The sequence below is a fragment of the Mesorhizobium erdmanii genome (assembly GCF_013170725.1).
GTDB classification, from domain to species: Bacteria; Pseudomonadota; Alphaproteobacteria; order Rhizobiales; family Rhizobiaceae; genus Mesorhizobium; species Mesorhizobium erdmanii.
The window spans coordinates 629752-652992 of the sequence record NZ_CP033361.1; the positions used below are offsets into that span (position 1 = coordinate 629752).

Annotated in this window: 18 protein-coding genes and 1 pseudogene; 9 read left to right on the top strand and 10 right to left on the bottom strand. The window is 63.1% G+C overall.

The annotated features are described in order from the left end of the window. Positions 1-107 precede the first annotated feature (107 nt). Genes EB233_RS02920 through EB233_RS02930 form a run of 3 tightly spaced genes read left to right on the top strand, consistent with a single transcriptional unit; the run spans position 108 to position 3868 of the window. On the top strand, positions 108-1586 hold the full coding sequence (locus EB233_RS02920; RefSeq protein ID WP_064990153.1) for a mannitol dehydrogenase family protein: 1479 nt from the start codon (positions 108-110) through the stop codon (positions 1584-1586). A 15-nt stretch (positions 1587-1601) separates the two neighbouring features. Further along, the gene (locus tag EB233_RS02925; protein WP_064990152.1) at positions 1602-2285 is read left to right on the top strand and encodes an HAD family hydrolase; all 684 of its coding nucleotides are present in this window, start codon (positions 1602-1604) and stop codon (positions 2283-2285) included. Further along, positions 2282-3868 carry an FGGY-family carbohydrate kinase gene (locus EB233_RS02930; protein WP_064990151.1) on the top strand — a complete coding sequence of 529 codons (1587 nt, stop codon included), beginning with the start codon at positions 2282-2284 and terminating at the stop codon, positions 3866-3868. The genes EB233_RS02925 and EB233_RS02930 overlap by 4 nt, the downstream gene beginning before the upstream one ends. A 111-nt stretch (positions 3869-3979) precedes the next feature. On the opposite strand, the gene EB233_RS02935 is transcribed toward EB233_RS02930, so the two are convergent. From EB233_RS02935 to EB233_RS02960, 6 genes are all read right to left on the bottom strand, one after another. Beyond that, complete coding sequence (locus EB233_RS02935) at positions 3980-5065, bottom strand: ABC transporter ATP-binding protein (protein ID WP_064990150.1); 1086 nt, start codon at positions 5063-5065, stop codon at positions 3980-3982. Between the two features lie 2 nt (positions 5066-5067). Then, the gene (locus EB233_RS02940; RefSeq protein WP_064990149.1) at positions 5068-6114 is read right to left on the bottom strand and encodes an NAD(P)-dependent alcohol dehydrogenase; all 1047 of its coding nucleotides are present in this window, start codon (positions 6112-6114) and stop codon (positions 5068-5070) included. A gap of 15 nt (positions 6115-6129) precedes the next feature. After that, positions 6130-6942 carry a carbohydrate ABC transporter permease gene (locus EB233_RS02945; RefSeq protein WP_064990148.1) on the bottom strand — a complete coding sequence of 271 codons (813 nt, stop codon included), beginning with the start codon at positions 6940-6942 and terminating at the stop codon, positions 6130-6132. Next, entirely contained in the window at positions 6939-7805 is an 867-nt protein-coding gene (locus tag EB233_RS02950; protein ID WP_064990147.1) for a carbohydrate ABC transporter permease, read from the bottom strand. Before EB233_RS02950 ends, EB233_RS02945 begins: the two co-directional genes overlap by 4 nt. 157 nt (positions 7806-7962) lie before the next feature. Further along, complete coding sequence (locus EB233_RS02955; RefSeq protein ID WP_064990146.1) at positions 7963-9234, bottom strand: ABC transporter substrate-binding protein; 1272 nt, start codon at positions 9232-9234, stop codon at positions 7963-7965. 241 nt (positions 9235-9475) lie between these two features. Next, positions 9476-10393 carry a helix-turn-helix domain-containing protein gene (locus EB233_RS02960; RefSeq protein ID WP_064990689.1) on the bottom strand — a complete coding sequence of 306 codons (918 nt, stop codon included), beginning with the start codon at positions 10391-10393 and terminating at the stop codon, positions 9476-9478. 243 nt (positions 10394-10636) lie between these two features. Here EB233_RS02960 and EB233_RS02965 point away from each other — a divergent pair, with 243 nt between their 5' ends. Further along, on the top strand, positions 10637-12040 hold the full coding sequence (locus EB233_RS02965; protein ID WP_064990145.1) for an MATE family efflux transporter: 1404 nt from the start codon (positions 10637-10639) through the stop codon (positions 12038-12040). 125 nt (positions 12041-12165) lie between these two features. Further along, a pseudogene (locus EB233_RS31710) lies at positions 12166-12581 on the top strand (hypothetical protein). Between the two features lie 1761 nt (positions 12582-14342). Here EB233_RS31710 and EB233_RS02970 read toward each other — a convergent pair. The 4 genes from EB233_RS02970 to speB all read right to left on the bottom strand — a co-directional run bounded on the left by EB233_RS02970 (position 14343) and on the right by speB (position 17603). Further along, a complete protein-coding gene (locus EB233_RS02970) occupies positions 14343-14990 on the bottom strand; it encodes an amino acid ABC transporter permease (RefSeq protein WP_064990144.1) in 648 nt (215 codons plus the stop codon). Next, complete coding sequence (locus EB233_RS02975) at positions 14987-15643, bottom strand: amino acid ABC transporter permease (RefSeq protein WP_027052949.1); 657 nt, start codon at positions 15641-15643, stop codon at positions 14987-14989. The genes EB233_RS02970 and EB233_RS02975 overlap by 4 nt, the downstream gene beginning before the upstream one ends. 6 nt (positions 15644-15649) lie before the next feature. Next, entirely contained in the window at positions 15650-16459 is an 810-nt protein-coding gene (locus tag EB233_RS02980; protein ID WP_027052948.1) for a transporter substrate-binding domain-containing protein, read from the bottom strand. An 82-nt stretch (positions 16460-16541) separates the two neighbouring features. After that, complete coding sequence (speB, locus tag EB233_RS02985; RefSeq protein ID WP_064990143.1) at positions 16542-17603, bottom strand: agmatinase; 1062 nt, start codon at positions 17601-17603, stop codon at positions 16542-16544. Between the two features lie 209 nt (positions 17604-17812). On the opposite strand from speB, the gene gcvA reads away from it, so the two are divergent. The 4 genes from gcvA (at position 17813) to pncB (ending at position 23149) form a co-directional block, all read left to right on the top strand. Beyond that, on the top strand, positions 17813-18787 hold the full coding sequence (gcvA, locus tag EB233_RS02990) for a transcriptional regulator GcvA (RefSeq protein WP_064990142.1): 975 nt from the start codon (positions 17813-17815) through the stop codon (positions 18785-18787). A 175-nt stretch (positions 18788-18962) separates the two neighbouring features. Then, complete coding sequence (locus EB233_RS02995) at positions 18963-21098, top strand: caspase family protein (protein WP_064990141.1); 2136 nt, start codon at positions 18963-18965, stop codon at positions 21096-21098. A gap of 158 nt (positions 21099-21256) precedes the next feature. Next, entirely contained in the window at positions 21257-21694 is a 438-nt protein-coding gene (locus EB233_RS03000) for a hypothetical protein (protein WP_064990140.1), read from the top strand. Between the two features lie 150 nt (positions 21695-21844). Further along, positions 21845-23149 carry a nicotinate phosphoribosyltransferase gene (gene pncB / locus EB233_RS03005; protein WP_064990139.1) on the top strand — a complete coding sequence of 435 codons (1305 nt, stop codon included), beginning with the start codon at positions 21845-21847 and terminating at the stop codon, positions 23147-23149. Positions 23150-23241: the final 92 nt, after the last annotated feature.

A 23241-nucleotide genomic window follows, 5' to 3' on the forward strand; every position in this document is an offset into this window, starting at 1 on the left:
CATCAGGGGTCGCATCGGCCTCGCCAAGCATGAGCCGTCCCTTACCCTCTCCCGACAGGACGGGGGAGGCGGAGTAACGAGGCCGATATAGGCCAAAGGGTAGACAGATGACCGTGAAACTCTCTTCCGCCAATCTCGCAAATCTCCCCGCCAAGGTCGCGGGTCCGAAGTACGACCGCTCGAAGCTGAAGGCCGGCATCGTTCATTTCGGCGTCGGCAATTTCCACCGCTCGCATCAGGCCGTCTATCTCGACGATCTGTTCAATTCGGGTGTCGGCCAAGACTGGGCGCTGGTCGGCGCCGGCGTCTTCGAGGGCGAGAAGATCGGTCGCGGGAAGCTGCAGGAGCAGGACTGGTTGACCACGGTGGTCGAACAGGATGACGGCCATATGAGCGCGCGCGTCACCGGCGCGATGATCGACTTCCTGATGCCGGGCGATGCGGCCGGCATCATCGATCGCCTGGCCGATCCGGCGATCAAGATAGTTTCGCTGACCATCACCGAAGGCGGCTATTTCATCGACCCCGCCTCCGGCAAGTTCAATCCGGCCCATCCCGACATCGTCGCCGACGCGCAGGCGGGCGCCACCCCCAAGACGGTGTTCGGCATCATCCTCGCTGGCCTGGTGCGCCGCCGCGACGATGGCATCGTGCCATTCACCGTGATGTCCTGCGACAACATCCCTCACAATGGCCACGTCACGTCGGATGGTGTCATCGGGCTGGCGCGGCTGATCGACGAGGATCTGGCCAACTGGGTCAACGACCACGTCGCTTTTCCCAACGGCATGGTCGACCGCATCACGCCTGCCACGTCAGATCGCGAGCGCGGCATCCTGGCGAGGGATTTCGGCGTCGAGGACGCCTGGCCGGTTTTCTGCGAACCCTTCAAACAATGGGTGCTGGAGGACCATTTCACCGCCGGCCGCCCGCCGCTGGAAAAGGTCGGCGTGCAGTTCGTCAAGGATGTCTCGCCTTATGAATTGATGAAGATCCGCATCCTCAATGGCGGCCACGCCACCATCGCCTATCCGGCCGGGCTGATGGACATCCATTTTGTCCATGAGGCAATGCAGGAGCCGCTGGTGCGCGGCTTTCTCGACAAGCTCGAGCATGACGAGATCATCCCGACCGTGCCGCCGGTGCCGGACACGGTGCTGGAGGACTATTACCAACTCATCGAAAAGCGCTTCTCCAATCCCAAGATCGGCGACACCATCCGCAGGCTCTGCCTCGACGGCTCCAACCGCCAGCCGAAGTTCATCATCCCGACCATCGCCGACCGCCTGAAGGCCGGCAAGGGCGTCGCCGGCCTGGCGCTGGAATCAGCGCTGTGGTGCCGCTACTGCTTCGGCACGACCGACAGCGGTGCCGTCATCGAACCCAACGACCCGAGCTGGGAGCGGTTGCAGGCGACGGCAAGGGCGGCAAAGGACGCGCCCGCCGCCTGGCTGGCTATGGAAGACATCTATGGCGATGTCGGCCGCGCCACGACCTTCGTCGAGGCCTTCGGCAGCGCGCTCAACTTGTTGTGGGCGAATGGCGCCCGCGCCACGCTGACGCGCTACGTCGCCGGCAAGCTCTGAGAGCCATCCGCCGCCATGACGCCTGAACTGGTCATCTTCGACTGCGATGGCGTGCTGGTCGACAGCGAGGCGCTCTCCGTCTCGGCGCTGCTCGGCATGATCAAGCTCGCCGGCGGCAGCCTCAGCGAGGACGACGCCTACGAACATTTCCTCGGCAAGAGCATGAAAAGCGTGCGCGAGATCCTTGGCCGCGATTTCGGCCTGGAGCTTACCGACCAGCATTTGACCGCCATGCGCGTCGACCTCATGCGCAAGTTCCGCGAGGAGCTGAGGCCCATATCCGGCATCAGCGAGATCTTGCCGAAGCTCGGCCTGCCGTTCTGCGTCGCCTCGTCGGGTACGCTGGAACGCATCCGCTATGCGCTCGACGTCACCGGTCTGCTCAAGCTGATGGAGCCGCATCTGTTTTCCGCGGCCATGGTGGCCAGGGGAAAGCCGGCACCCGACCTTTTCCTGCACGCCGCCGCCAGCATGCGGGCGCATCCGCGCAAATGCCTCGTCATCGAGGACAGTCCGGCCGGCATAGAAGCGGCCCGCGCGGCAGGGATGCGCGTCTTTGGCTTCACCGGCGGCGCGCATGCCGGCAACCCCGGCTTGAAAGCGCGGCTTGCGTCGAGTGAACCGGACTTTATATTCGCTGACATGCTGCAATTGCCCGATCTGATTGCAGGCCTGGGAGCGAGAGTTAGAGCATCTTGACGAAACAGTTTGTTTGCGCGGTCGATGTCGGCACCGGGAGCGCTCGCGCGGGCATCCTCGACGCCAGTGGTACCTTGCTCGGCCGTGCCGATCGGCCGATAGCCATGAACCAGCCAAAGCCCGATCATGCCGAGCATGATTCGCGCGATATCTGGGCGGCCGTCTGCGCCGCCGTGCGCGCCGCGCGCGAAAAAGCCGGCATCGCGGCGCAGGATATTGTCGGCATCTCCTTTGATGCCACCTGCTCGCTGGTGGTGCGCGACCGGCAGGGCGATCAGCTCAGCGTTTCGACGTCAGGCGACAAGCGCTGGGACACCATAGTCTGGCTCGACCACCGCGCCATCGCCGAAGCCGACGAATGCACGGCGAGCGGCCACGAGGTGCTCAACTATATTGGCGGCGTCATGTCGCCGGAGATGGCGACGCCGAAGCTCATGTGGCTGAAGCGCAACCTGCGCAAGACATGGAATGAAGCCGGCTATCTATTCGACCTTGCCGATTTCCTGACCTGGCAGGCGACCGGCTCATTGGCGCGCTCGCAATGCACGCTGACTGCCAAATGGACCTATCTGGCGCATGAGGACAGTGCCTGGCAGCGCGATTTCTTCGAGATCGTCGGCCTCGACGATCTCTTCGAGCATGGCAATTTGCCGGAGCGGGCCAGTCCGGTCGGCGCCGACATCGGTCCGCTGACAGCTCAGGCCGCAGCCGATCTCGGCTTGAGCGAAAACTGCCGGGTCGGCGCCGGGGTCATCGATGCCTATGCCGGCGCGCTCGGCGTGCTCGGCGGTTTTGCCGGCGACGAGCAGGACATCGGACGGCATCTGGCGCTGATTGCCGGGACATCGAGCTGCGTCATGGCGATGTCGCCCGACCCGCAGCCTTTCGCCGGCGTCTGGGGCCCCTATTTCGGCGCGGCGCTGCCGAAGCTTTGGCTGTCGGAAGGTGGCCAGTCGGCCACCGGCGCCCTGCTCGACCACATCATCCGCTGGCACGGTGCCGGCGGCGAGCCGGATGCCGCCATGCATGCAAAAATCGCCGGGCGTGTGGCCGAACTGCGTGCCACCGAGGGCGAAGCCCTCGCCGCGCGACTGCATGTGCTGCCTGATTTTCACGGCAACCGCTCGCCGCTCGCCGACCCGCACGCCGTCGGCGTCGTCAGCGGGCTGACGCTGGATTCCTCCTTCGACAGCCTGTGCAAGCTTTACTGGCGCACCGCCGTCGGCATCGCACTCGGCGTGCGCCATGTGCTGGAGGCGCTGAACGAAAACGGCTACCTGATCGACACGCTGCACGTCACCGGCGGGCACACCAAGAACCCGCTGCTGATGGAACTCTACGCCGACGCCACCGGCTGCACGGTGGTCGAGCCGCTGGCCGACGAGGCGGTGCTGCTCGGCACCGGCATGGTCGCGGCGACCGCCGCCGGGCTTTTCCCCGACCTCAACGCCGCCTGCCTCGCCATGCAGCAAGGCGGCAAGTCGCGCACCGCCAACCCGGCCGCCGGCGCCCGCTTCGATCGCGACTACCGAATTTTCCTGGAGATGCACCGGCAGCGGCAGGCGCTCGACGCGATCCGGTAGAGCAGTTCACCGTTTCACGGAAACGGCGAGACGCTCTACCTCTTTGCTCTGACGCAATTCCGGACGGAAAACCGTTTCACACTTTTCCTGGAATTGCTCGAGGCCTTTGCGCTATTGCTTGCGCAGGGACGCGCCCGACGTCGCGTCGAACAGATGGATGCTGTCTTCCTCGAAGGTGTAGCGGACAGGGGCGTGCAACATCGGGCATTCGCGTGCCGGAACCAGCGCACTGATCTCCTTGCCGCCGGAGGCGAATGTCACGAGCGCATCATTGCCGTGGAATTCGATGAGATCGGCCGTGCCTTGCAATATGCCGGCAGCGCTGGCATCGGCGGTTTTCAAGTCGGGAGGCCGGATGCCGAGCACGGCGCGGTCGCCATGCTGGAGATGAAAAGCCCGCCCCTCGATCGAAAGGACCGTTCCGGCGCCGGTCAACGTCCAGCCATCGCCTGAGCGGCCGACCGTCACCTCGATGAAATTCATGTTGGGCGTGCCGATGAAGCCGGCCACGAACATGTTGCCGGGCCGCCGGTAGATTTCGGCCGGCGAGCCGACCTGCTCGATGACGCCCTCCTTGAGCAGTACAATGCGGTCGGCGAGCGTCATCGCCTCCAGCTGGTCATGGGTGACGTAGACGGTGGTGGTCTTCAGCGTCTGGTGCAGGCGCGCGATTTCGACGCGCATGTGGTTGCGCAGCTTGGCGTCGAGATTGGACAGCGGCTCGTCGAACAGGAACACTTTTGGCGTCTTGATCATGGCGCGGGCAATCGCCACGCGCTGCTGCTGGCCACCGGAAAGCTCGGCCGGCTTGCGGCCGAGATAGGGTTCCAGGCCGAGTGTCCTCGACACCGCTTCGACGCGCTTGCGGATCTCGGCCGCCGGCACCTTCTGCCGCCGCAGCCCGAAGGCGATGTTGTCGAAGATCGTCATGTGCGGATAGAGCGCATAGTTCTGGAACACCATGGCGATGCCGCGATCGCCCGGATCGAGATCGTTGACCACCTTGCCGCCGATCGAGACCTCGCCGCCGCTGATATCCTCCAGCCCCGCCAGCATGCGCAGCAAGGTCGACTTGCCGCAGCCGGACGGGCCGAGGAAGACGACGAATTCGTGCTCCTCGATCGAGAGGTTGAGGTCGCGGATGACTGATGTGGCGCCATACGCCTTGTCGACATGGGAGCAGGTGATGGCGGACATGGTCAGCCCTTCTCGCCGGTAAGCAGGATCTGCAGCTTGACGTCTTGCGGGTTGCCTTCGGCGGCCCGCTCGAAGGCCTTGATGCTGTCGGAGAAATCATAGGTGCCGGTGATCAGCGGCTTGAGGTCGACCTTGCCGGAGGCGATCAATTGCAAGGCGCGATCAAAGATGTTGGCGTAGCGGAACACCGTCTCGATGCGCACCTCCTTCGAGATCGCCGCCGGCACGTTGAAGGCCACCGGCTCCACCGGCAGCCCGACCAGCACCACCGCGCCGCCCGGCCGCACGACATCGAACAGATCGGCAAAGGCCTTGGGGCTGCCGCTGGCCTCGAAGACGATATCGGCGCCCCAATTGTCGGTCGCGGCCGCGACGGCGTCGACCAGCGACTGCTCGCCGATGTTGACGGGCATGATGCCGGCATATTGCGCGGCGATCTTCAGCTTGGGCGCGGAAAAATCGGAAATCAGCACTTTCGAACAGCCGCCGGCAAGGGCTGCAAGCGCGATCATGATGCCGATCGGGCCACAGCCGACAACGACGGCGACATCGCCAGGAACGATCCGGGCACGGCTTGCCGCCTGCATGCCGATGGCAAAGGGCTCGACCATCGCGCCCTCGGCGAAGGAGACATTGTCCGGCAGCTTGTAGGTGAAGGCGGCGGGGTGAACCGCGTACGGCGCGAGCACGCCATGCACCGGCGGCGTCGCCCAGAAGGAAACATCAGGGTCGACATTGTAGATGCCGAGCTTGGTCGCGCGCGACGACAGGTTGGGCACGCCCGGCTCCATGCAGACGCGGTCGCCGACCTTGAACGTCGAGACATTGGCGCCGGTCTGGACAATTGTCCCGGCGGCTTCGTGGCCGAGCACCATCGGCGCGCGCACGACATAGCTGCCGATGGCGCCATGCGTGTAATAGTGCACATCGCTGCCGCAGACGCCGACCGTGTGGATGGCGATTTTGACATCGTCCGGCCCGACATCGAGTGGCAGGGCGATTTCGCGCAGCGACAGTTCGCCTTTTTTCTCAAGCACCAGTGCCCGCATTGGGAAATCCTCGCATCAAGTCTTTTTTTGCCGGAAAACGGAATTCAGGAAGCCGCTGAGCACGCCGAGGAACAGCAGCGGCGGCAGCGACAGCAGTACGACCGAGGCATTCAGGATCCCCCAGGGCACATTCATGCCTTGCTGGGAGAGTTCGGAAGCGACGATCGGCAAGGTCTTGGCGTTCGAACTCGACAGCATCAGCGCGATCAGGAATTCGTTCCAAACCAGCACGAAGCTGAAGGCGACCGCCCCGGCCAGGGAGCGAGCGGCCACGGGCAGCGCGATGCGCCAGAACACCGAATAGGCGCCGTAGCCGTCGACGAAGGCGGCTTCCTCGATTTCCTTCGGCACCCCCTGGAAGGCGGGGATGGCGAGCCACATGATCACCGAGATGGTGAGCAGCGAATAGGTGATGATCAGCGCCGGCAAAGTATCGTAGAGGCCGACCTGCAGCCAGATCACCATCAGCGGGATGGCCACCGCCACCGGCGGCAGGAAGCGCAGCGACAGGACGAAGAACTGGATGTCGCCGGCCCACCGGTTGGGATAGCGCGCCACCGCGTAAGCCGCGGGCAGGCCGAGCACCACACCGATCAGCACGGCCGAGCCACAGGCGACGACCGAGTTGTAGAGCCCGGTGAGCACGCTGTCGCGGCCGACAATATAGCTGATGTTGGCCAATGTCGGCGTGAACACCAGACGCGGCACGCGGGTGATGATGTCGACATTGTTCTTCAGCGCATTGAGTGCCGTCCACAGCAGCGGGAACACGGCCATGAAGCCTGCAAAGGCCAGCACGATCCGGCCGATCAATCTACCGGGCCTCATGCCTGCACCCGCTTCCACAGCATGGTGAAGGTGATGACGGTGGCGATCATCATCAGCACCGCCATGGCCGAGGCGTAGGAGACCTTGCCGGACTCGATGAAGCCTTGCGAGAAGGCATACATGTCGAGCGTCTCGGTGGCGACGCCGGGGCCGCCTCGGGTCATGACATAGATCAGGTCGAAGGAGCGCAGCGATTCGATCATCTTGACGAACATCAGGCTGATCAACGGCGCCTTCAGCATCGGCAAGGTGACGTAGGCGTGGATCTGCCAGCGTTTGGCATGGTCGAGCCGGGCCGCCTCGATCGGCTGCGGCGGCAAGGTTTCGAGCAGCTTCAGCACGATGACGGCGAAGAACAGCCCCCATTGCCAGACGTCGACCGACGCGACGGCGAACAAGGCCGTTCCCGGCTTCGACAGCGGATCGAAGATCAGCCCGCCGGTGAGCAGGCGGTAGGGATAGGTGGCGATGCCGTAGAGCGGATGGTAGGCGAACTTCCAGACGAAGGCCGCCGAGACGCGCGGCAACAGCACCGGGATGATGAACAGCAGGCAGTAGACATTGCGCAGGCGTGGGCTGGCGACCTCGAACATCAGCACGCCGAGCCCGATCGCCACCACCATGGTCGCCACTACGGTGACGATCTCCCATTTCACCGACACCCAGACGGCGTTGAGGAAGCGGCGGTCGGAGAACAGATCGAAAAAGTTCGAAAACCAGACCCAGGAATAGGCCGTCGCGCTCAACTCGCGATTCTGCAAGGCGATGACGATCGCGTAGAGCGTCGGCACCATCGACAGGACAAGCAGGATGGCAAGGGTCGGCACGACAAAGGTGACCGGCAAGGAAGAGCGTCGGGGCATCTGTCTATCCCTGGCTGCGTCTCGAACGATTGAACATGTCTGAGCTCTCTCATGCGATGTCGGGCCTGAGCGGCCATGGCGAGAACGGGACCCGCGGCGCACAGGTCCCGACATTCGCTGGAATGCCGTGGACCGCGCGCCGCAGGGGGAGGATAGGCTATTTCTTCACCAGATCGTTGGCATAGGCCTCGAGCTCGTTGAGGCCGCCCTTCACGTCGGTGCGGGTGCCGGTGACCAGTTCCTCGAGGATGATGCCCCAGCGGTCGCCGAGATCGGGCCAGCGCGGATCCTGCCAGAAGTTCACCGCCGTGACCTTGCCGGTTTCGGCCAGCGCCTGGCCGAGATCGGCGCCATAGATATCGGCGAATTCCTTGCTGGACAGGATGCTGGTGCGGTTCAGCTCGCCGAACTGGTGGGCGTCGAGCCGGCGCTTCTCGTTTTCCTTCGATGTCGCCCAGGCGATGAACAGCCCGGCGCATTTCTTCGAGGCGTCGTCGGCATTGGCTTTCGCCGCGATGGCGAGGCCATGGCCGTAACCGCCGCCAGGCAGCGGCGAGGGCGGCGGCAGGAAGCCGATCTTGCCGACCACCTGCGAGGTCTTCGGATCGACCGCCATGCCCGAAAGCGGGGTGGATTCGACGAGGATGGCGACCTGGCCCGACAGGAAGGCGCCGGTCGATTCATCCCAGCTGCCGGTCTGCGTGCCGGGGGCCGAATCCTTGAACAGCTTGAGGTAGGTTTCGGTCGCCTTGACGGCGGCCTCGGAGTTGAAGGCCGGCTTGTCGCCATCGAACCACTTGCCGCCATAGGCCTTGAAGAACGGCATCCAGCGCCAGACATTGGCGCCCGAACCGCGCGCGCCGCGCAGCGCGATGCCGTACATGCCCTTGTCGGCATTGGTCAGCTTCGGCACGTCCGCGATCAGCTCGTCCAGCGTCTTCGGCGGCTGGATGCCGGCGGCCTCCAGCACGTCCTTGCGGTAGACCATCAGGTCGCCGCCGCCGGTCAGCGGCGCGAACCAGACCTTGCCGTCATAGGTCGCGACCTTCTGGCGGCCGGGATCGAAGTCGGCATAGTCATAGTCAGCCGGATAATAATCGGTCAGCGGCACGATCCATTTCGACGAGGCGAACAAAGCGACATTGGCTTCGTCGACATAATAGACGTTGTAATTGCCGACGGTGGATGCATCGGCGCGCGATTTCGCCCGGCGGTCGTTCTCGTTCAGATAGTCGATCTGGAAGCTGGCGCCGGACAGCTTCTGGAACTCGGCCTTGGAGTCCTCCAGAAGCGTCAGGCCGTCGCGCGGCTGCGCCAGCACCTTGACCGGCGCCGAGCAGACCGGCGCCTGCGCCAATGCGATGGTGGAAACGGTAGCGGAAAGCATAAAAGCTGCGCCAAGGCTGGCAGCAAGCCGAATTGGTTTCATTGGTTTTTCTCCTCCAGGAACACTCGCAGGAAGCGGAAGTCCTCGGACTATGCGACCCTCACCGTCATCCGAACGACCTGCCACCCATCGCCAAAATGAGCAGTTCAAGCAGGCCAAGCTAGAAGCCCCGTTGCAGCAAACCTGTACTTTTATGCATTGTGCAGCGCAAAATGCCGCGACCGGCGACGGCTTGCGTCACACAAGTATCGATCCCGCCTAAGCCGTTGATTTCAGGGCGTGCTTATGCGCGCAGCGTCAGCCTCTGCCGCGACAGCTTGCGGTAGGAGGACGGCGTCATCTTGTGCTTGCGCAGGAAGGCGCGGTTGAAATTGGAGATGTTCATGTAGCCGACCTGGAAACAGATGTCGGTGATCGGGACGTCGGTGTCGGCAAGCAGCTTGCAGGCCTGCCAGAGCCGGAGCTTGGCGAGGTGGTCGCTGAAGGAATTGCCGGTGTTCTTCTGGAAGAAGCGCGAGAATGTGCTTTCCGTCATTCCGGCGAGTTCGGCCATGTCGGGCAGCTTCAGATCCTCGGCAAAATGCTGGAACAGATAGGTCAGCGTGCGCTGGATGATGTCGAGCGAGGCGGCATCGAGAACGGGCGAGAAATCCGGCGACGACAAGAGCTGGTATTCGTCGGTCCTGGCCAGCAGGTCGACCAGTTCGAGGAACAGGCAGAGGCGGGCGAGCCCATGCACCGTTCCCATCCGCTCCATCAGTTCGGCGCCTTCCAGCGCCGTGCTTCCGTGAAAGACCATGCCGCGCAGCGACCGCTCCAGGAACGGCTCCAGTTCGCGCAGTTCCGGCAGCAGGCCGGCCGACCCAAGCAGCCGCTGCGCATCGAATTGCAGGACGATGTCGCGGCCTTCGATCAGCTCGCCCGGCTGCACCGCCGTCACCCAGTCATGCGGCAACCCGCCGCCGACAATAGTCAGGTAGCCCGGGCCGAATTCGCCAATATGATCGCCGACCAGCACGACGCCGGAGGATTTCCTCAGCAGATGGATCTCGTGTTCCGGATGAAAATTCCAGACATTGCGTTCCCAGGGATAGTCGTCGAGGCGCCACAGGAAACTGTCGCTGGCTTCGGTGACGATGTGTTCGAAGGCCGGCACCGTGCGCGGGATCGCGGCCGTGTTTTTTCGCTGTCTGAACGCCATCCACTCCTCCCAGCGGGTTCGCTGGTTGCCGATCTCCAAGGCAATCCGTATCAGCCTGCGGCCGGCAAGGGAACGCGGCGACGGCGCTCCTAGAGCGGGCTGGATCAATCGCTGGCCGAGCCTCCTCCCTTGCCATCGTGTCGCATTTCGTTCAATAGACGACGCAAACGGCGCCATTTTGCGCCGGTGTTGTACGGCTTCCGGGCGTGGTCCCGATGCGCCGTGTTCTGAAAGAGCAGGACAATGTCTGCGATCGAAGCCGGCGCGCGCGCGCCGGAAAATCTTTGGCGTCAGGAAATCAGGGCGACGCTGGCGCTGGCCTGGCCGATGGTGCTGACCAATCTCGGCCAGACCGCGATGACGGCCACCGACGTCATGATGATGGGCCGGCTCGGGCCGGACACGCTGGCCAGCGGCGCGCTTGGCGCCAACCTCTATTTCATGCCGCTGATCTTCGGCCTCGGCCTGATGCTGGCGACCTCGCCGATGATCGCCACCGAACTCGGACGCCGCCGTCATTCCGTGCGCGATCTGCGTCGCACCGTGCGCCAGGGCCTGTGGCTGGCGATCCTGATCTCGATCCCGATCTGGCTCGTGCTGTGGCATGGCGAGGCCATTTTGCTGGCCATGGGCCAGGAGCCCGCGCTGGCGCACCAGGCCGGCGTCTATCTGCGCTGGCTCGAATGGGCGGTGCTGCCCTTTTATGGCTATATCGTGCTGCGCTCGTTCATCTCGGCGCTGGAGCGGCCGGGCTGGGCCCTGATCATCGTGTTCGTCGCGGTCGCTTTCAACGTTTTCGCCAACTGGGTGTTCATGTTCGGCAATCTCGGTGTCCCAGCCATGGGCATCGCCGGCTCGGGCCTTGCCACCTCGCTGTCCAGCACGCTGATGTTCCTAGGCATGGCCGCCGTGGTGATGCTGGAGAAGAAGTTCCGGCGCTACAGTCTGTTCGGCCGCTTCTGGCGGTCCGACTGGCCACGCTTCAAGGGCCTGCTGCGGCTCGGCCTGCCGATCGCCGGCATCCTCGCCTTCGAAGTGACTATCTTTAACGCGGCGGCGCTGCTGATGGGCCTGATCGACGCGGATTCGCTGGCCGCGCATGCGATCGCCATCCAGATCGCCTCGATCTCGTTCATGGTGCCGCTCGGCCTCAACCAGGCGGTGACGGTGCGCGTCGGGCTGGCGCATGGCGCCGGCAATCCGGAAGGCGTGTCGCGCGCCGGCTGGACAGCCTTCGTCCTCGGCGTTTCGTTCATGGCGCTGATGGGGCTGGTGATGATCCTGTGGCCGCATCTCCTGATCAGCGCCTTCATCGATCTCACCAATCCGGCCAATGCCAGGGTGATCGCGCTGGCCGTGTCGTTCCTGGTCTTTGCAGCACTTTTCCAGATCTTCGACGGCGCTCAGGCGGTTGCAGCAGGCATGCTACGCGGCCTGCACGACACGAAGGTGCCGATGATCTATGCCGCGATCGGCTATTGGGGCGTCGGCCTGCCGCTCGGCGTGCTGCTCGCCTTCCATTTCGGCTTCCACGGCGTCGGCATCTGGATGGGCCTCTCGATGGGGCTGGCGGTGGTGGCGGCTTTGCTTCTCGCGCGCTGGCTGCGGCGGGATAAAATCGCGCCGTCGCTGGCGTTTGGGCATTGAAGGCAAAGGGGGTCGCCGGTGCGGCGGCAGTGAACATCTCGAGAGGGGCCGCAAGCAGATCGTCGGCTTTTGGCAGGTAGCTTGGAAAGCAGCCGTTCCAAGGAACGGCGGGCGCCGAAATTCGTATTGAAAAGCCTAAGGTTTCGGATCTCTTTTTTGAGACAGCTGTTGTGTGGCTCATTCTCGGGATCGCCGCCGGCTTACCGATGGCAATCTCCGGCGACCACGGTGCCTTTCCGGCGCATCCCATATAAATCTTCTCGGATGGGTCACAAGCGCCATCTTCGGCGGCTACTACGCCTTTAGCCCGGCAAAAGGCAGCGCGGAAAGTCGTGATGATCCACTACGACCTTTATAACATCGGCCTCGTGGTTATATTGCCTGCCTGTATCTAATGCTGCGGAGAGGCAATACCGCGATTGAGCCGATCGTCGCCGCAGGCTCGCTAATCGTGGCGGCCACAGTTCTGCTTTTCGCCTTCGTGGTTTTCTCAAGTGCAAGCGTACTTTCGGCGTCTTCGCCATCGCGAGCGACGCGTTGATCAGCAGAACTCCTTCTACGAGAGCGCCCCGTGCGGGGGGCGCTTTGAGAGTTGGCAACAACTACATCGTGAGCGTCTTCGAGAAGACGCATTGGCGACTTGTCGTTCATCACTTTCTTCGATGATTGAAAGCCAGCAAGCGCCGTTGGCGGGGGCAGCGCGGGCCATGCGGTGGTGAGTCGCTCGATCGCTCGGCCCTCCGTACCGGCACTCGGGGACTTCTTATCGTGACGCGAGCTTTTGTTACGGACAGCGACTTTGGTTTGGATGCAGGCAAGCTTTTCTCCCTGGCCCTCTCCAGGTCCAATTTCTCTCTTGCCCTTTCGAGTTCCAGGAGATCGATGTATGAGGCGTCAAAGGCCTCTATATTCTTGCGCTCCTTGCTCCGCAGATGGAAATACGACAGCGCAAACGCAAGTATCATGCTTGTGGTGATCGCACCCGTTATGTGCTGGCTGTCGGCAAGCAAACAAAAAACAGCAACCGCTCCGCCAGCTATAGCCGCCCCGGTGACACTTGCCCGGAAAGGATCATATGTAGGCGGCGGGGCAACCGAGTCTGCCCGTCGCCGGGCCTCGAAGCTAATGCGCGAAGCTTCCAATCCGACACCTCCCGGTATCAACTATATTTTAGCACCCTCTAATTAAATGAGGAACCACTCAGGCCATCGTCCAAAAGGCTGTGTTTCGGCAACCCTAGCGGTCGAGCGCATGTGTTCTGCGATGACGCTCACGTCTCGCTCTCTTTGACGGACCGAGTGCCGGGCCCGCACCGACCGCCTCTGTCCCACAACGGATCAAGTGTGCTTGGCACCGTAATTGCAGTGTTCGCTTACGAAAGCGGGACACATCTACGATGACGCCAAGCACTTCTCTAATCGGCTGTAACCGCTGCAAGGTACCCGTTTGCAGCGTTAGTCTTCCGAGCGGTCCCGAACTCTTCTCTTGCCCCATCTGCAAGGTTTCGGACACGAAAGAGAATGTCATGCTTGAACTTGGTCAGCGCACTGCGGACGCTCTTTCGCGTGCGCTCAACCGACCTGTTGCGCCGAGGGTGAATCGCTTCGCCCTTCTCCCCCGGGCGGTGAGCTTGAAGACGGAGCATTAGTACTCAGCCGGAGTTAATGCTGTCGGCGGTCGTCATCCCTCATTTCGTTTCGCCACAGATCGCGCTCAAGGCTAGATCGACCCGATGCTGCCGCGACTAGGACGGCGGGCTTCTCAATTGCCTGCAACAAATTCTAGAGCCGTGGCAGTTCCGCCTCGGACTCTGTGTTGGTGCCAGAGGCTTCGGCATAAGTCCCACTGATCAACCTTCTGAGCGCAGTTTGGGCAGTTAGAAATAGTCCCTCGTCTCGAATGAGGTCGCCGCTACACCTTTTGCTACCTTCCTTCGTTCATAGGGGTGTGTTCATGTTATATTAGCGATATCGTATATATCGGCAGATCGGCGCCGCACCCGCCTCGCCGGTTAGGCCCAGCGGTTAAGTTCGCCAGCCCCCTGACAACCAAGCCGCTGGGCCACTGCTTTATGTCTCTGGCTTGAACGTCGGCTTCGATCGCGCCTGCGCAGCTGACCAACTCCAAGTTGCATGCCGAACTTACTGTTTGTTGAGCAGATTAGCGCACCATCATATGCGGACATGATAAGTAGCTCGTACATGGCTAAAGCCCCGGCGATTCACCCTGCGACGGGGCTTTTTTGCGTGCTTATGTCATGGCGCAGCAGGCAAAGGGCTATTCGCGCCTTCAACGCTTCGGCTCAGTGTCCCGCCGCGCGCTTTTCGAGCGAACGGGCGTATTGCGTCAGCGGGAAACACATGAGGAAGAAGATCAGCGCCACCAGGCCGTAGACCTTGAACGGTTCGAAGGTGGCGTTGTTGATGGCGTTGGAGGTCCGCACCAGCTCCTCGAAGCCGATGATCGAGGTCAGCGCCGTCGATTTGATCAGCTGCACCAGGAAGCCGACCGTCGGCGCGCGGGTGATCGAGAATGCCTGCGGCAGGATGATCAGCCTGAGCTCCTGCAGATAGTGGAGGCCAAGGCTGGCGCCAGCATCCCATTGTCCCAGTGGCAGCGCGTCGACGCCGGAGCGCCAGATCTCGGCGAGATAGGCGCTGGCGAAGAAGGTGAGGCCGAGCACCGCCGCGGTCCAGGGCTCGATGCGCAGGCCGAGCATCGGCAGGCCGAAGAACATCAGGAACAGCTGCATGAGGAGCGGCGTTCCCTGGAACAGGGCGATGTAGCCGGAGGCAAGGCGCCGGCTCCACTTGTGCTTCGATATCCTCAGGAACAGCACCACCATGCCGACCAGCCCACCGCCGACAAAGGCAGCCAGCGACAAAAGCACTGTCCAGCGCGTGGCCAGCAGAAGGTTGCGCACGATGTCCCAAAGGGTGAACTCGATCATGACACGCCAGCCCCGAGCGCGCGGCGCCCGCCGGTGACCAGCAAGCGGCGCAACGCCATCGACATGGCGAGGTAGACCAGCGTCACGACGAAATAGGTCTCGAAGGACCGGAAGGTGCGCGCCTGCAGCATGTCGGCCTCATAGGTCAGCTCGCGCACCGCGATCTGCGACACGACGGCCGATTCCAGCATCATGATGACGATCTGGCTGGTCAGCGCCGGATAGATGATCTTGAGCGCCTGCGGCAGCACGATCTTGATGAACACCTGGCGGGGCCTAAGCCCCAGAGCCAGGGCTGCTTCCGTCTGCCCCCCCGGCACGGCATCCAGTCCGGCGCCGACGATCTCGATCGTATAGGCCGCCATGTTGAGCGTCATCGCCAGCATGGCGGCCAGGATCGGGTCGAGTCGGATGCCGAGGCTGGGCAGGCCGAAGAAGATGAAGAACAGCTGCACCAGGAACGGTGTGTTGCGCATCACCTCGACATAGCAGGCGATGGCCCGCTTGAGCAGCGCGGGGCCGTTTCGCCGTCCGGCGGCGCCAAGGATGCTGAGCAGCGTCCCCGCCAAAGTGGTCACGGCGATCAGCAGGATCGTCGTGGCCGCCCCGTGCGCGATGTCGCCGACGGCGCCTGGAAGCCAGCCGAAGGCCATGGAAACTCAATCCTTGAGGTTGTCGGGATTGAGCGGCGTCTTCAGCCAGGCTTTCGAGCTTTCGTCCAGCTTGCCGTCGGCCAGCATCTTGGCGATGGCGTCGTTGACCGCCTTCTTGAGGGCGTCCTCGTTCTTGTTGAGGCCGATATGCGAGGGCGAGGTCAGCAGCTGGAATTTCTGCTCCGGCTTCAAGGCATCCTGCTTGGCCAGCACCTGGGCGCCGACATCGTTGCCGACGACCATCAGCTGGGTCTGGCCGGAGATGAAGGCCTGGATCACCGAATTGTAGTTGTCGAAACGCTTGATGTCGGCCGAAGCGGGCGCGGCCTCGGTCAGCGAGGTGTCCTCGAGCGTGCCACGATTGACGGCGATCGACTTGTCGGCAAGGTCTTCCTTGCCTTTCACCGTCATCGCCGCCGGACCGATCACCGCGATGTAGTAAGGCGCGTAGGCGGCGGCGAAATCGATGACCTGCTCGCGCTCCTTCGAGTAGCCGACGCTCATCAATATGTCGACGCGATGGTCGTTGAGATAGGGGATGCGGTTCTGGCCGGTGACGGCGACCGGATTGAGCTTCACCTTGAGCGTGTCGGCGATGTATTGCGCGACATCCATGTCGTAGCCCTTGAGGCTCATATCGGCGCTGGCCGAGGAGAAGGGCGGGAAGTCGGCGAAGACGCCGACATTGATGGTGCCGGCCTTGGTGATGTCGGCAAGCGCGTCGGCCCTGGCGGCCTGCGTGGCGAGGCCGAGGCCAGCGGCTCCCAGCACCAGTATAGCGGCGATCGACGATTTCAGTGTCGAGTGGATTGTCATTGTCATTCCCCTTCTGGAAGCTTCTGATTGTCTGGGCAGGCCGCCGGCTCCAGAGCGGCGGCCGGCTTTTCCGTCTTGGATGTCAGGCGCCCTTGCCTGTGATTACCGGGCTGAAAACCATCAGGCTCAGTATCTCGAACAGCACCTGGGCGCCGGCATGGGCGGTGTTGGTGGTGGCGTCGTATTGCGGCGCCACCTCGACGACGTCGCCGCCGACGATGTTGATTCCCTTGAGGCCGCGCAGCAGCTCGAGCACTTCGCGCGTCGTCAGGCCTCCGACTTCCGGCGTGCCGGTGCCCGGAGCAAAGGCCGGGTCGACGCTGTCGATGTCGAAGGAGACATAGGTCGGGCCGTCGCCGACGATCTTTCGCGCCTTCTCGATGATGGCGGGAATGCCGAGACCGGTCACCTCCTCGGCGTGCACCACGGTCATTCCCGACTCGTAGGTGAACTCCCACAGATATTCGGCCGAGCCTCGGATGCCGATCTGGATGGTGCGGGTCGGGTCGAGCACGCCGTCGAGCACCGCGTTGCGGAACGGTCCGCCATGGTGGAACTTGGTCATGTCGAACAGCCCGCTGGTGTCGCAATGGGCGTCGATGTGGATGAGGCCGACCGGCGCCTTCTTGCCGACCGCCTTCAGGATCGGATGGCTGATCGAATGATCGCCGCCGACAGAGAGTGGAATGACGCCGGCATCGACGATCTGGTTGGTGCGGCGCTCGATGTCCTCATGGCTGGTCTCCAGCCGGTAGCGGCTGCGAAACGGCGTGTCGCCGATGTCGGCCACGCGAAGCTCATGTGTCGGCGCGCATTCCAGCACGTGGTTGTAGGGACCGATGCGCTCGATGGCCCGCAGGGCTCTGGGCCCGAAGCGCGAGCCCGGCCGGTTGGTGACGCCAAGGTCCATCGGCACGCCGATGATAGCCACCTGCAGGTCACCGAAATCGGGGTTCTCCGCCGCGATTTCGCGGTAGGGCGCGGCGAGGAAGGTCGGGATGCCGGCATAGGGGGCGAGCCGTGTGCCCGACTTGGAAAAGATCTTGTCGGCAACCTTGCGGAATTTCGGGTCGAACATCTCGCCGCCATGGCTCTCGCCATATTTGCGACGCAACGCGTCGAGCTTGCCGCGATCATACCCCATACAAGTTCCTCCTCGATTGCCGCTGCCTGACCACCGGAGGCCCAGGCGAACTGACCGTCGTCCGGCCGGGTCGCTTGTCCCGCTGGCTGCCTGCAGATTTCACGTCTGACGTGGTTCCAAGCCGAAGTGTCCGGCAGCCGCATTGAAAAATCAATTGATATTGTTAGGGTGTTTCTTGTGAGAAAATCTCACAAAGAAGCAGAGCATCCATGGTCAAGCGCCTGCCACCCCTGAACCCGCTGCGCGCCTTCGAGGCGACGGCTCGCCATGGCTCGCTGACCAAGGCGGCAAGTGAGCTGAATGTCACGCATGGCGCCGTCAGCCATCAGATCAAGGCACTGGAGCAGTCGCTTGGCGTAAAGCTGTTTGAACGATCGGGCCAGCGGGTCAAACTGACACCGCATGGCGCCGAGCTGTTGCCGGCGGTATCGACGGCTTTCGACGGCATCGCCGCAGCCACGCAACGGCTGACACGACCGGCAAGCAGCGGCGCGCTTTCGGTGTCCTGCGTGCCGGCATTGCTGCTTTTGTGGATGACGCCGAGGCTCGGCAGTTTCACCGCGCAATATCCCGACATCCAGCTGACGCTCATCCCTTCCAACGACCCGCGGGACATCAGGGCGCCGCATATCGATGTCTGCGTGCACTATGGCAATGGCGGCTGGGCCGATTGCTGGATGCGAAAATGGTCGGGGCTGGAGCTGTTTCCCGTGGTCAGCCCGAGCTTGATCAACAACCGACCGATCCGCAGCGTCAGGGACCTTGCCGACCATGTCTTCCTGCATGGCGACGATGGCCGCGAATGGCACACCTGGCTGGCGGCCGCCGACGCGCTGGACCTCGAAAGGGGGCGCCGCCATCATCTGGGCGACGCGCGCATGGCGACCGAGGCAGCGGTACACGGCCATGGCGTGGCGCTCGGCGATTCCGTGACGGCAAGCGCACTGCTGGCCAGGGGCATGCTGATCGCGCCGTTCAGCCTGTCGGTGCCGGCGGTCGACGACTTTTACATCGTCTGCCGCAACGAAATGCGCGCGACACCGATCGTTCAGATCTTCATGGACTGGATCTTCGCCGAGAAGGAACAGGATGACGCGAGGGCTCACGCGCCGGCCGGCGGGCGGGCCACAGGCCGCCGCAAACGTACGAAGCCAGGGGTCAGTGGCGGCAGCAGTACCCCCTGACCGCATCCCGTCCACGACTGTTGCACACCACGGGCAATCCTTCCTGTCGCAATGAAAAGTCGCCACCGTTGCCCAGAAACAGTCATCAGGCCGACGAATTCTACGATTTGACTGGACACGGGCTGCTCCGGCTTGTGATTATGAGGCGGGGCTAAAATGGCGGTGGGCGAGCGGCATGATCGTGCGCTTGGGACGGCTGTGTGTCTGTGCCGGCATGTTTCTGTTCGGCTGCGTGCCGGTGCATGCCGAAACCACCGCGCTTGTGGTCGGCGTATCCGGCTACCCTAATCTTCCTGAAGCCATTCATCTTGTCGGCCCAAAGAACGATGCCCGCGAGGTGGCCAACACACTTGTCCGGCTCGGCGTGCCGGCGAGAGATGTCACCGTGCTTGCCGACGGCGTCAAGGACCTCGTTACCGGCATAGCGGCACCTGGACCTGGAACAAGACAGGCGATCCTGTCAGGCCTGGACCGCTTGGCCGATACGGCTCGCGAAGGCGACCTCGTCATCTTCTATTTTTCCGGCCACGGTTCGCAACAGCCCGACCTCAATGGCGACGAGGAAGGCGGCCTCGACCAGATATTCCTCCCATACGATATCGGCCGATGGAATGGCGAAAGCGTCGACCGCGCGATCATTGATGACGAGCTTGGACAGCGTGTCCAGCGCATACTGGACAAGGGCGCCGACTTCTTCGGCATCATCGACGCGTGCCACTCAGCCAGCGGTTTTCGCGATGTTTTGGGCGACGACGCTCGAGCCCGGGGCGTCGACCCGGTCGATCTAGGCGAGCCTGCCGACAAGGCCTCCCCGCAACGATCCATCGCGCTGGAGCAAAAACCGCCGCCCAAGGGGCGTGGGCGCGCCGCCTTCTTCTACGCCGCGCAGACCACGGAGGTGGCGCTTGAGAAGACGCCGAAGGGTGCCGAGGACGGCGAGAGCTACGGCGTGTTCACATACACGATGCTGAGCCGGCTTAACCAGACGCCGAACCTGACATACCGGACGCTTCATCAGGCGGTGGTCGCCGACATCAAGCGCAATACGCTGATGGCGACGCAGACGCCCGACCTTGAAGGCACACTGATCGACGATCCGGTGCTCAGGCTCGGCAATGCACCTGTCGTGCGGCAATGGCCGATCTATGCCGGCGACCTCCAGGCCGGCCAGCTTGCCGGCCTCACTGATGGTACGATCGTGTCGCTTTATACCGATCCCGCAGCGCCTGACGGGGACGCGGTCGCCCACGGCGTCATCGAAAGCACCGGCGCGACCAGAAGCGTGGTGACGCAGATCGCATGGCCCTGTCCGGTTGCCCTAAAGGACGGCGCCTGCCCCGCCGTGCCGGACGAGGCGGGCTTCAAGAGAGGACGCTTCGCGCGCGTCGTCGAACCGGGCGTCGACTTTTCCGTGACCTTGTCCAAACCCGTGAGGCTCGATCCGGCCGACGGCAGGGACTATGCGCCGGCGATCGGCGCGTTACGCGCGGCGGTGACGTCCGACGCGCTGTCCAGACGCGTATCGCTGCGGTCGAGCGGTTACGACATTGCCGTCGCGCTGGTCGACGGCAAGCTGGCGTTCTCCGCCACTGGCGGCCAAGTCGATCAAAATGGACCGGGCTCGTCGCCGCGCCTGACCTTGCCCGACAACCCGTCCGCTGCCGCGTCGACGGTGGCGGCGGCCATCGGCCGAATGGCGCGCGCGCTGGCGCTGCAGCGGCTGGGGCGCAGCGCGGCCGGACAGGCGATCGGACTGGATACGCGGATGCTGATCGCCAAGGCCAAGCCGCGGGCCGTCGCTGCGGCAACCTGTTCCGGCGACCGCGCCGACTATGAGCCGCCGGTCGAGGCAGGACCCGCGCCACGTCTCGGTGACTGCGACATCATATCAGTCAAGATGAGCAACGGGGGCGCGAAGCCCGCCGATGTCACGGTGCTTTTGATCGGTCAGGATTTTTCGATCACAACGCTGTGGCCGGCGCAGGGCACGATCAACCGGATCGCCCCGGGCGACGAGAAGAATCCTGATATCGCGCAGATCGAGCCCGGTTCGGCGGCCAGCGACCAACGCCTGGTTCTCATCGCCGTGCCCGGACTGGGCAAGGCGCATACGGTCTTCGACAATCTCGAGCAGGAAGGTCTGCGCGATGCGACCATGGGCAGTGCTGCGTCGTCGGAGCTGTCGGATCTTCAGGATCTTGTCTCGACGGGCCTAAATGACATGACGCGAACGTCCGCGAGCATATCGCCGCGCATCGATGAGGAAATGTCGATCGACATTCGGCCCTTCACGACTGTGACGGGCAAATAGGCGCCTTGGCGGCAGGAAGGAATAGGCGGCGGCCCGACCGGCGCCAGAGAGGTCCGCAACTGGTTTCGCTGCGAAGGGAGGCGACGTCGGATTGGGGAAGCGCCGGAGGAATGACCACCGGTGGGGGTAATGAAACCGACACAACAGAGGACTGACCAATGATGAAGAAACTGCTTCTCGCCGGCCTTCTGGCCGCTACCAGCCTGACCGCGGGCGCCTCGCTCGCCGAAGACAAGAAACCCGACATTTCGGCCGCCCAACAGGCCGAAGGCCGCCAGATCCTGCTGACCGCGCGGTCTCTCGAAAGCTATGGCGAGGCCAAGGGCGACGCGCTCGCCCTGGTGACGGCGGCAAAGATGGTCGCCAGCGTTCCCGGCCGCGTGCTGGCCGATGGCCAGCAAGGCGACAAGGGCGCCAACTTCGATATCGAGGCGGTGCTGAAGAAGGCCGAAGGCCTTGCCCAGGGAGACGAGCTCATCACCAAGGTCGCCGCCGACGTGCGCACAATGGCCAAGGCCAATTCCAAGGCCGTCTGCTACTGGCAGTATTATTGCTACTGGAACGGCTATTGCGAATACGCCTATTACTGCTATTGATCCGATCGTCAAGAAAGGAGCCCTGCGGCTGTTGCCGCAGGGCTTTCTTTTTGTCGGGCCAGCCTGAAAGCGGGCAGCGTTTTGGCCAGTTCGATGCTATGAGGCCTGTCGCGGTTGTGGATGGCAAGCAGCGAAGGCAAGTGTTGAAACATGGCTAAGACCGATATTGCGCGGCGCGTCTACAACCACACCTGGAAGCTCGATCCGATCGTGCGCAGCCTGCTCGACACGGACTTCTACAAGCTTTTGATGCTGCAGATGATCTGGGGCATGTACCCCAAGGTCGACGCCACCTTCTCGCTGATCAACCGCACCACCTCGGTGAGGCTGGCCGACGAGATCGACGAGGGCGAGTTGCGCGAGCAGCTCGACCATGCCCGCACGCTGCGCTTCTCCAAGAAAGAAATGATCTGGCTGGGCGGCAACAATTTCTATGGCCGCAAGCAGATCTTCGAGCCTGAATTCCTCGCCTGGCTGGAAGGTTTCAGGCTGCCCGACTACGAGTTGTCGAAGCACGACGGGCAGTACGAGCTGACCTTCCCCGGCCCGTGGATGTACACCACGCTGTGGGAGATCCCGGCACTCGCCATCATAAACGAGCTCCGGTCCCGCGCGGCCATGCGGGCCTTCGGCCCCTTCGCGCTCGATGTGCTCTATGCCCGCGCCAAGGCCAAGATGTGGGCCAAGACCGAGCGGCTGAAGGCCTTGCCCGGCATCCGCATTTCAGACTTCGGCACGCGTCGGCGCCATTCCTTTCTGTGGCAGCGCTGGTGTGTCGAGGCGCTTAAGGAAGGGATCGGCGAGGCTTTCACCGGCACGTCCAACGTGCTGCTTGCCATGGACAACGACCTCGAAGCGCTGGGCACCAACGCGCACGAACTGCCGATGGTGTTCGCGGCACTGGCCACTTCCGAGAAGGAGCTGAAACTGGCTCCCTACAAGGTGCTGCAGGACTGGCAGCGCTATTATGGCGGCAATCTCTTGATCGTGCTGCCCGATGCTTTCGGCACCGCCTCGTTCCTGCGCGATGCACCAGACTGGGTGGCCGACTGGACCGGCTTTCGCCCCGACAGCGCGCCACCGATCGAGGGCGGCGAAAAGATCATCGACTGGTGGCGAGAGAGGGGCAAGGACCCAAAGCAGAAACTGCTGATCTTCTCCGACGGGCTCGAGGTCGAGACAATCGAGGAGACCTACCGCCACTTCGAGGGCAAGGTGCGCATGTCCTTTGGCTGGGGCACCAATCTGACCAATGACTTCGAAGGCTGCGCGCCGATCGAAACCAACAGCCTGGACGCCATATCGCTGGTCTGCAAGGTCACCGAGGCCAATGGCAGGCCGGCGGTGAAGCTTTCCGACAATCCGGCCAAGGCGACCGGAGACCCCAAGGAGATCGCGCGCTATATCAGGATCTTCGGTCAAGAGGATCGCGTGGAGCATCTGGTCAAGGTGTGAGGCGAGCGATGCTTCAGGCATCGCCATGCGAGGCCGCAAGGTTGGATAGGCTGACTTCCTCCTTCGCCGTAGCGCGCCGTCTTTACGGATTG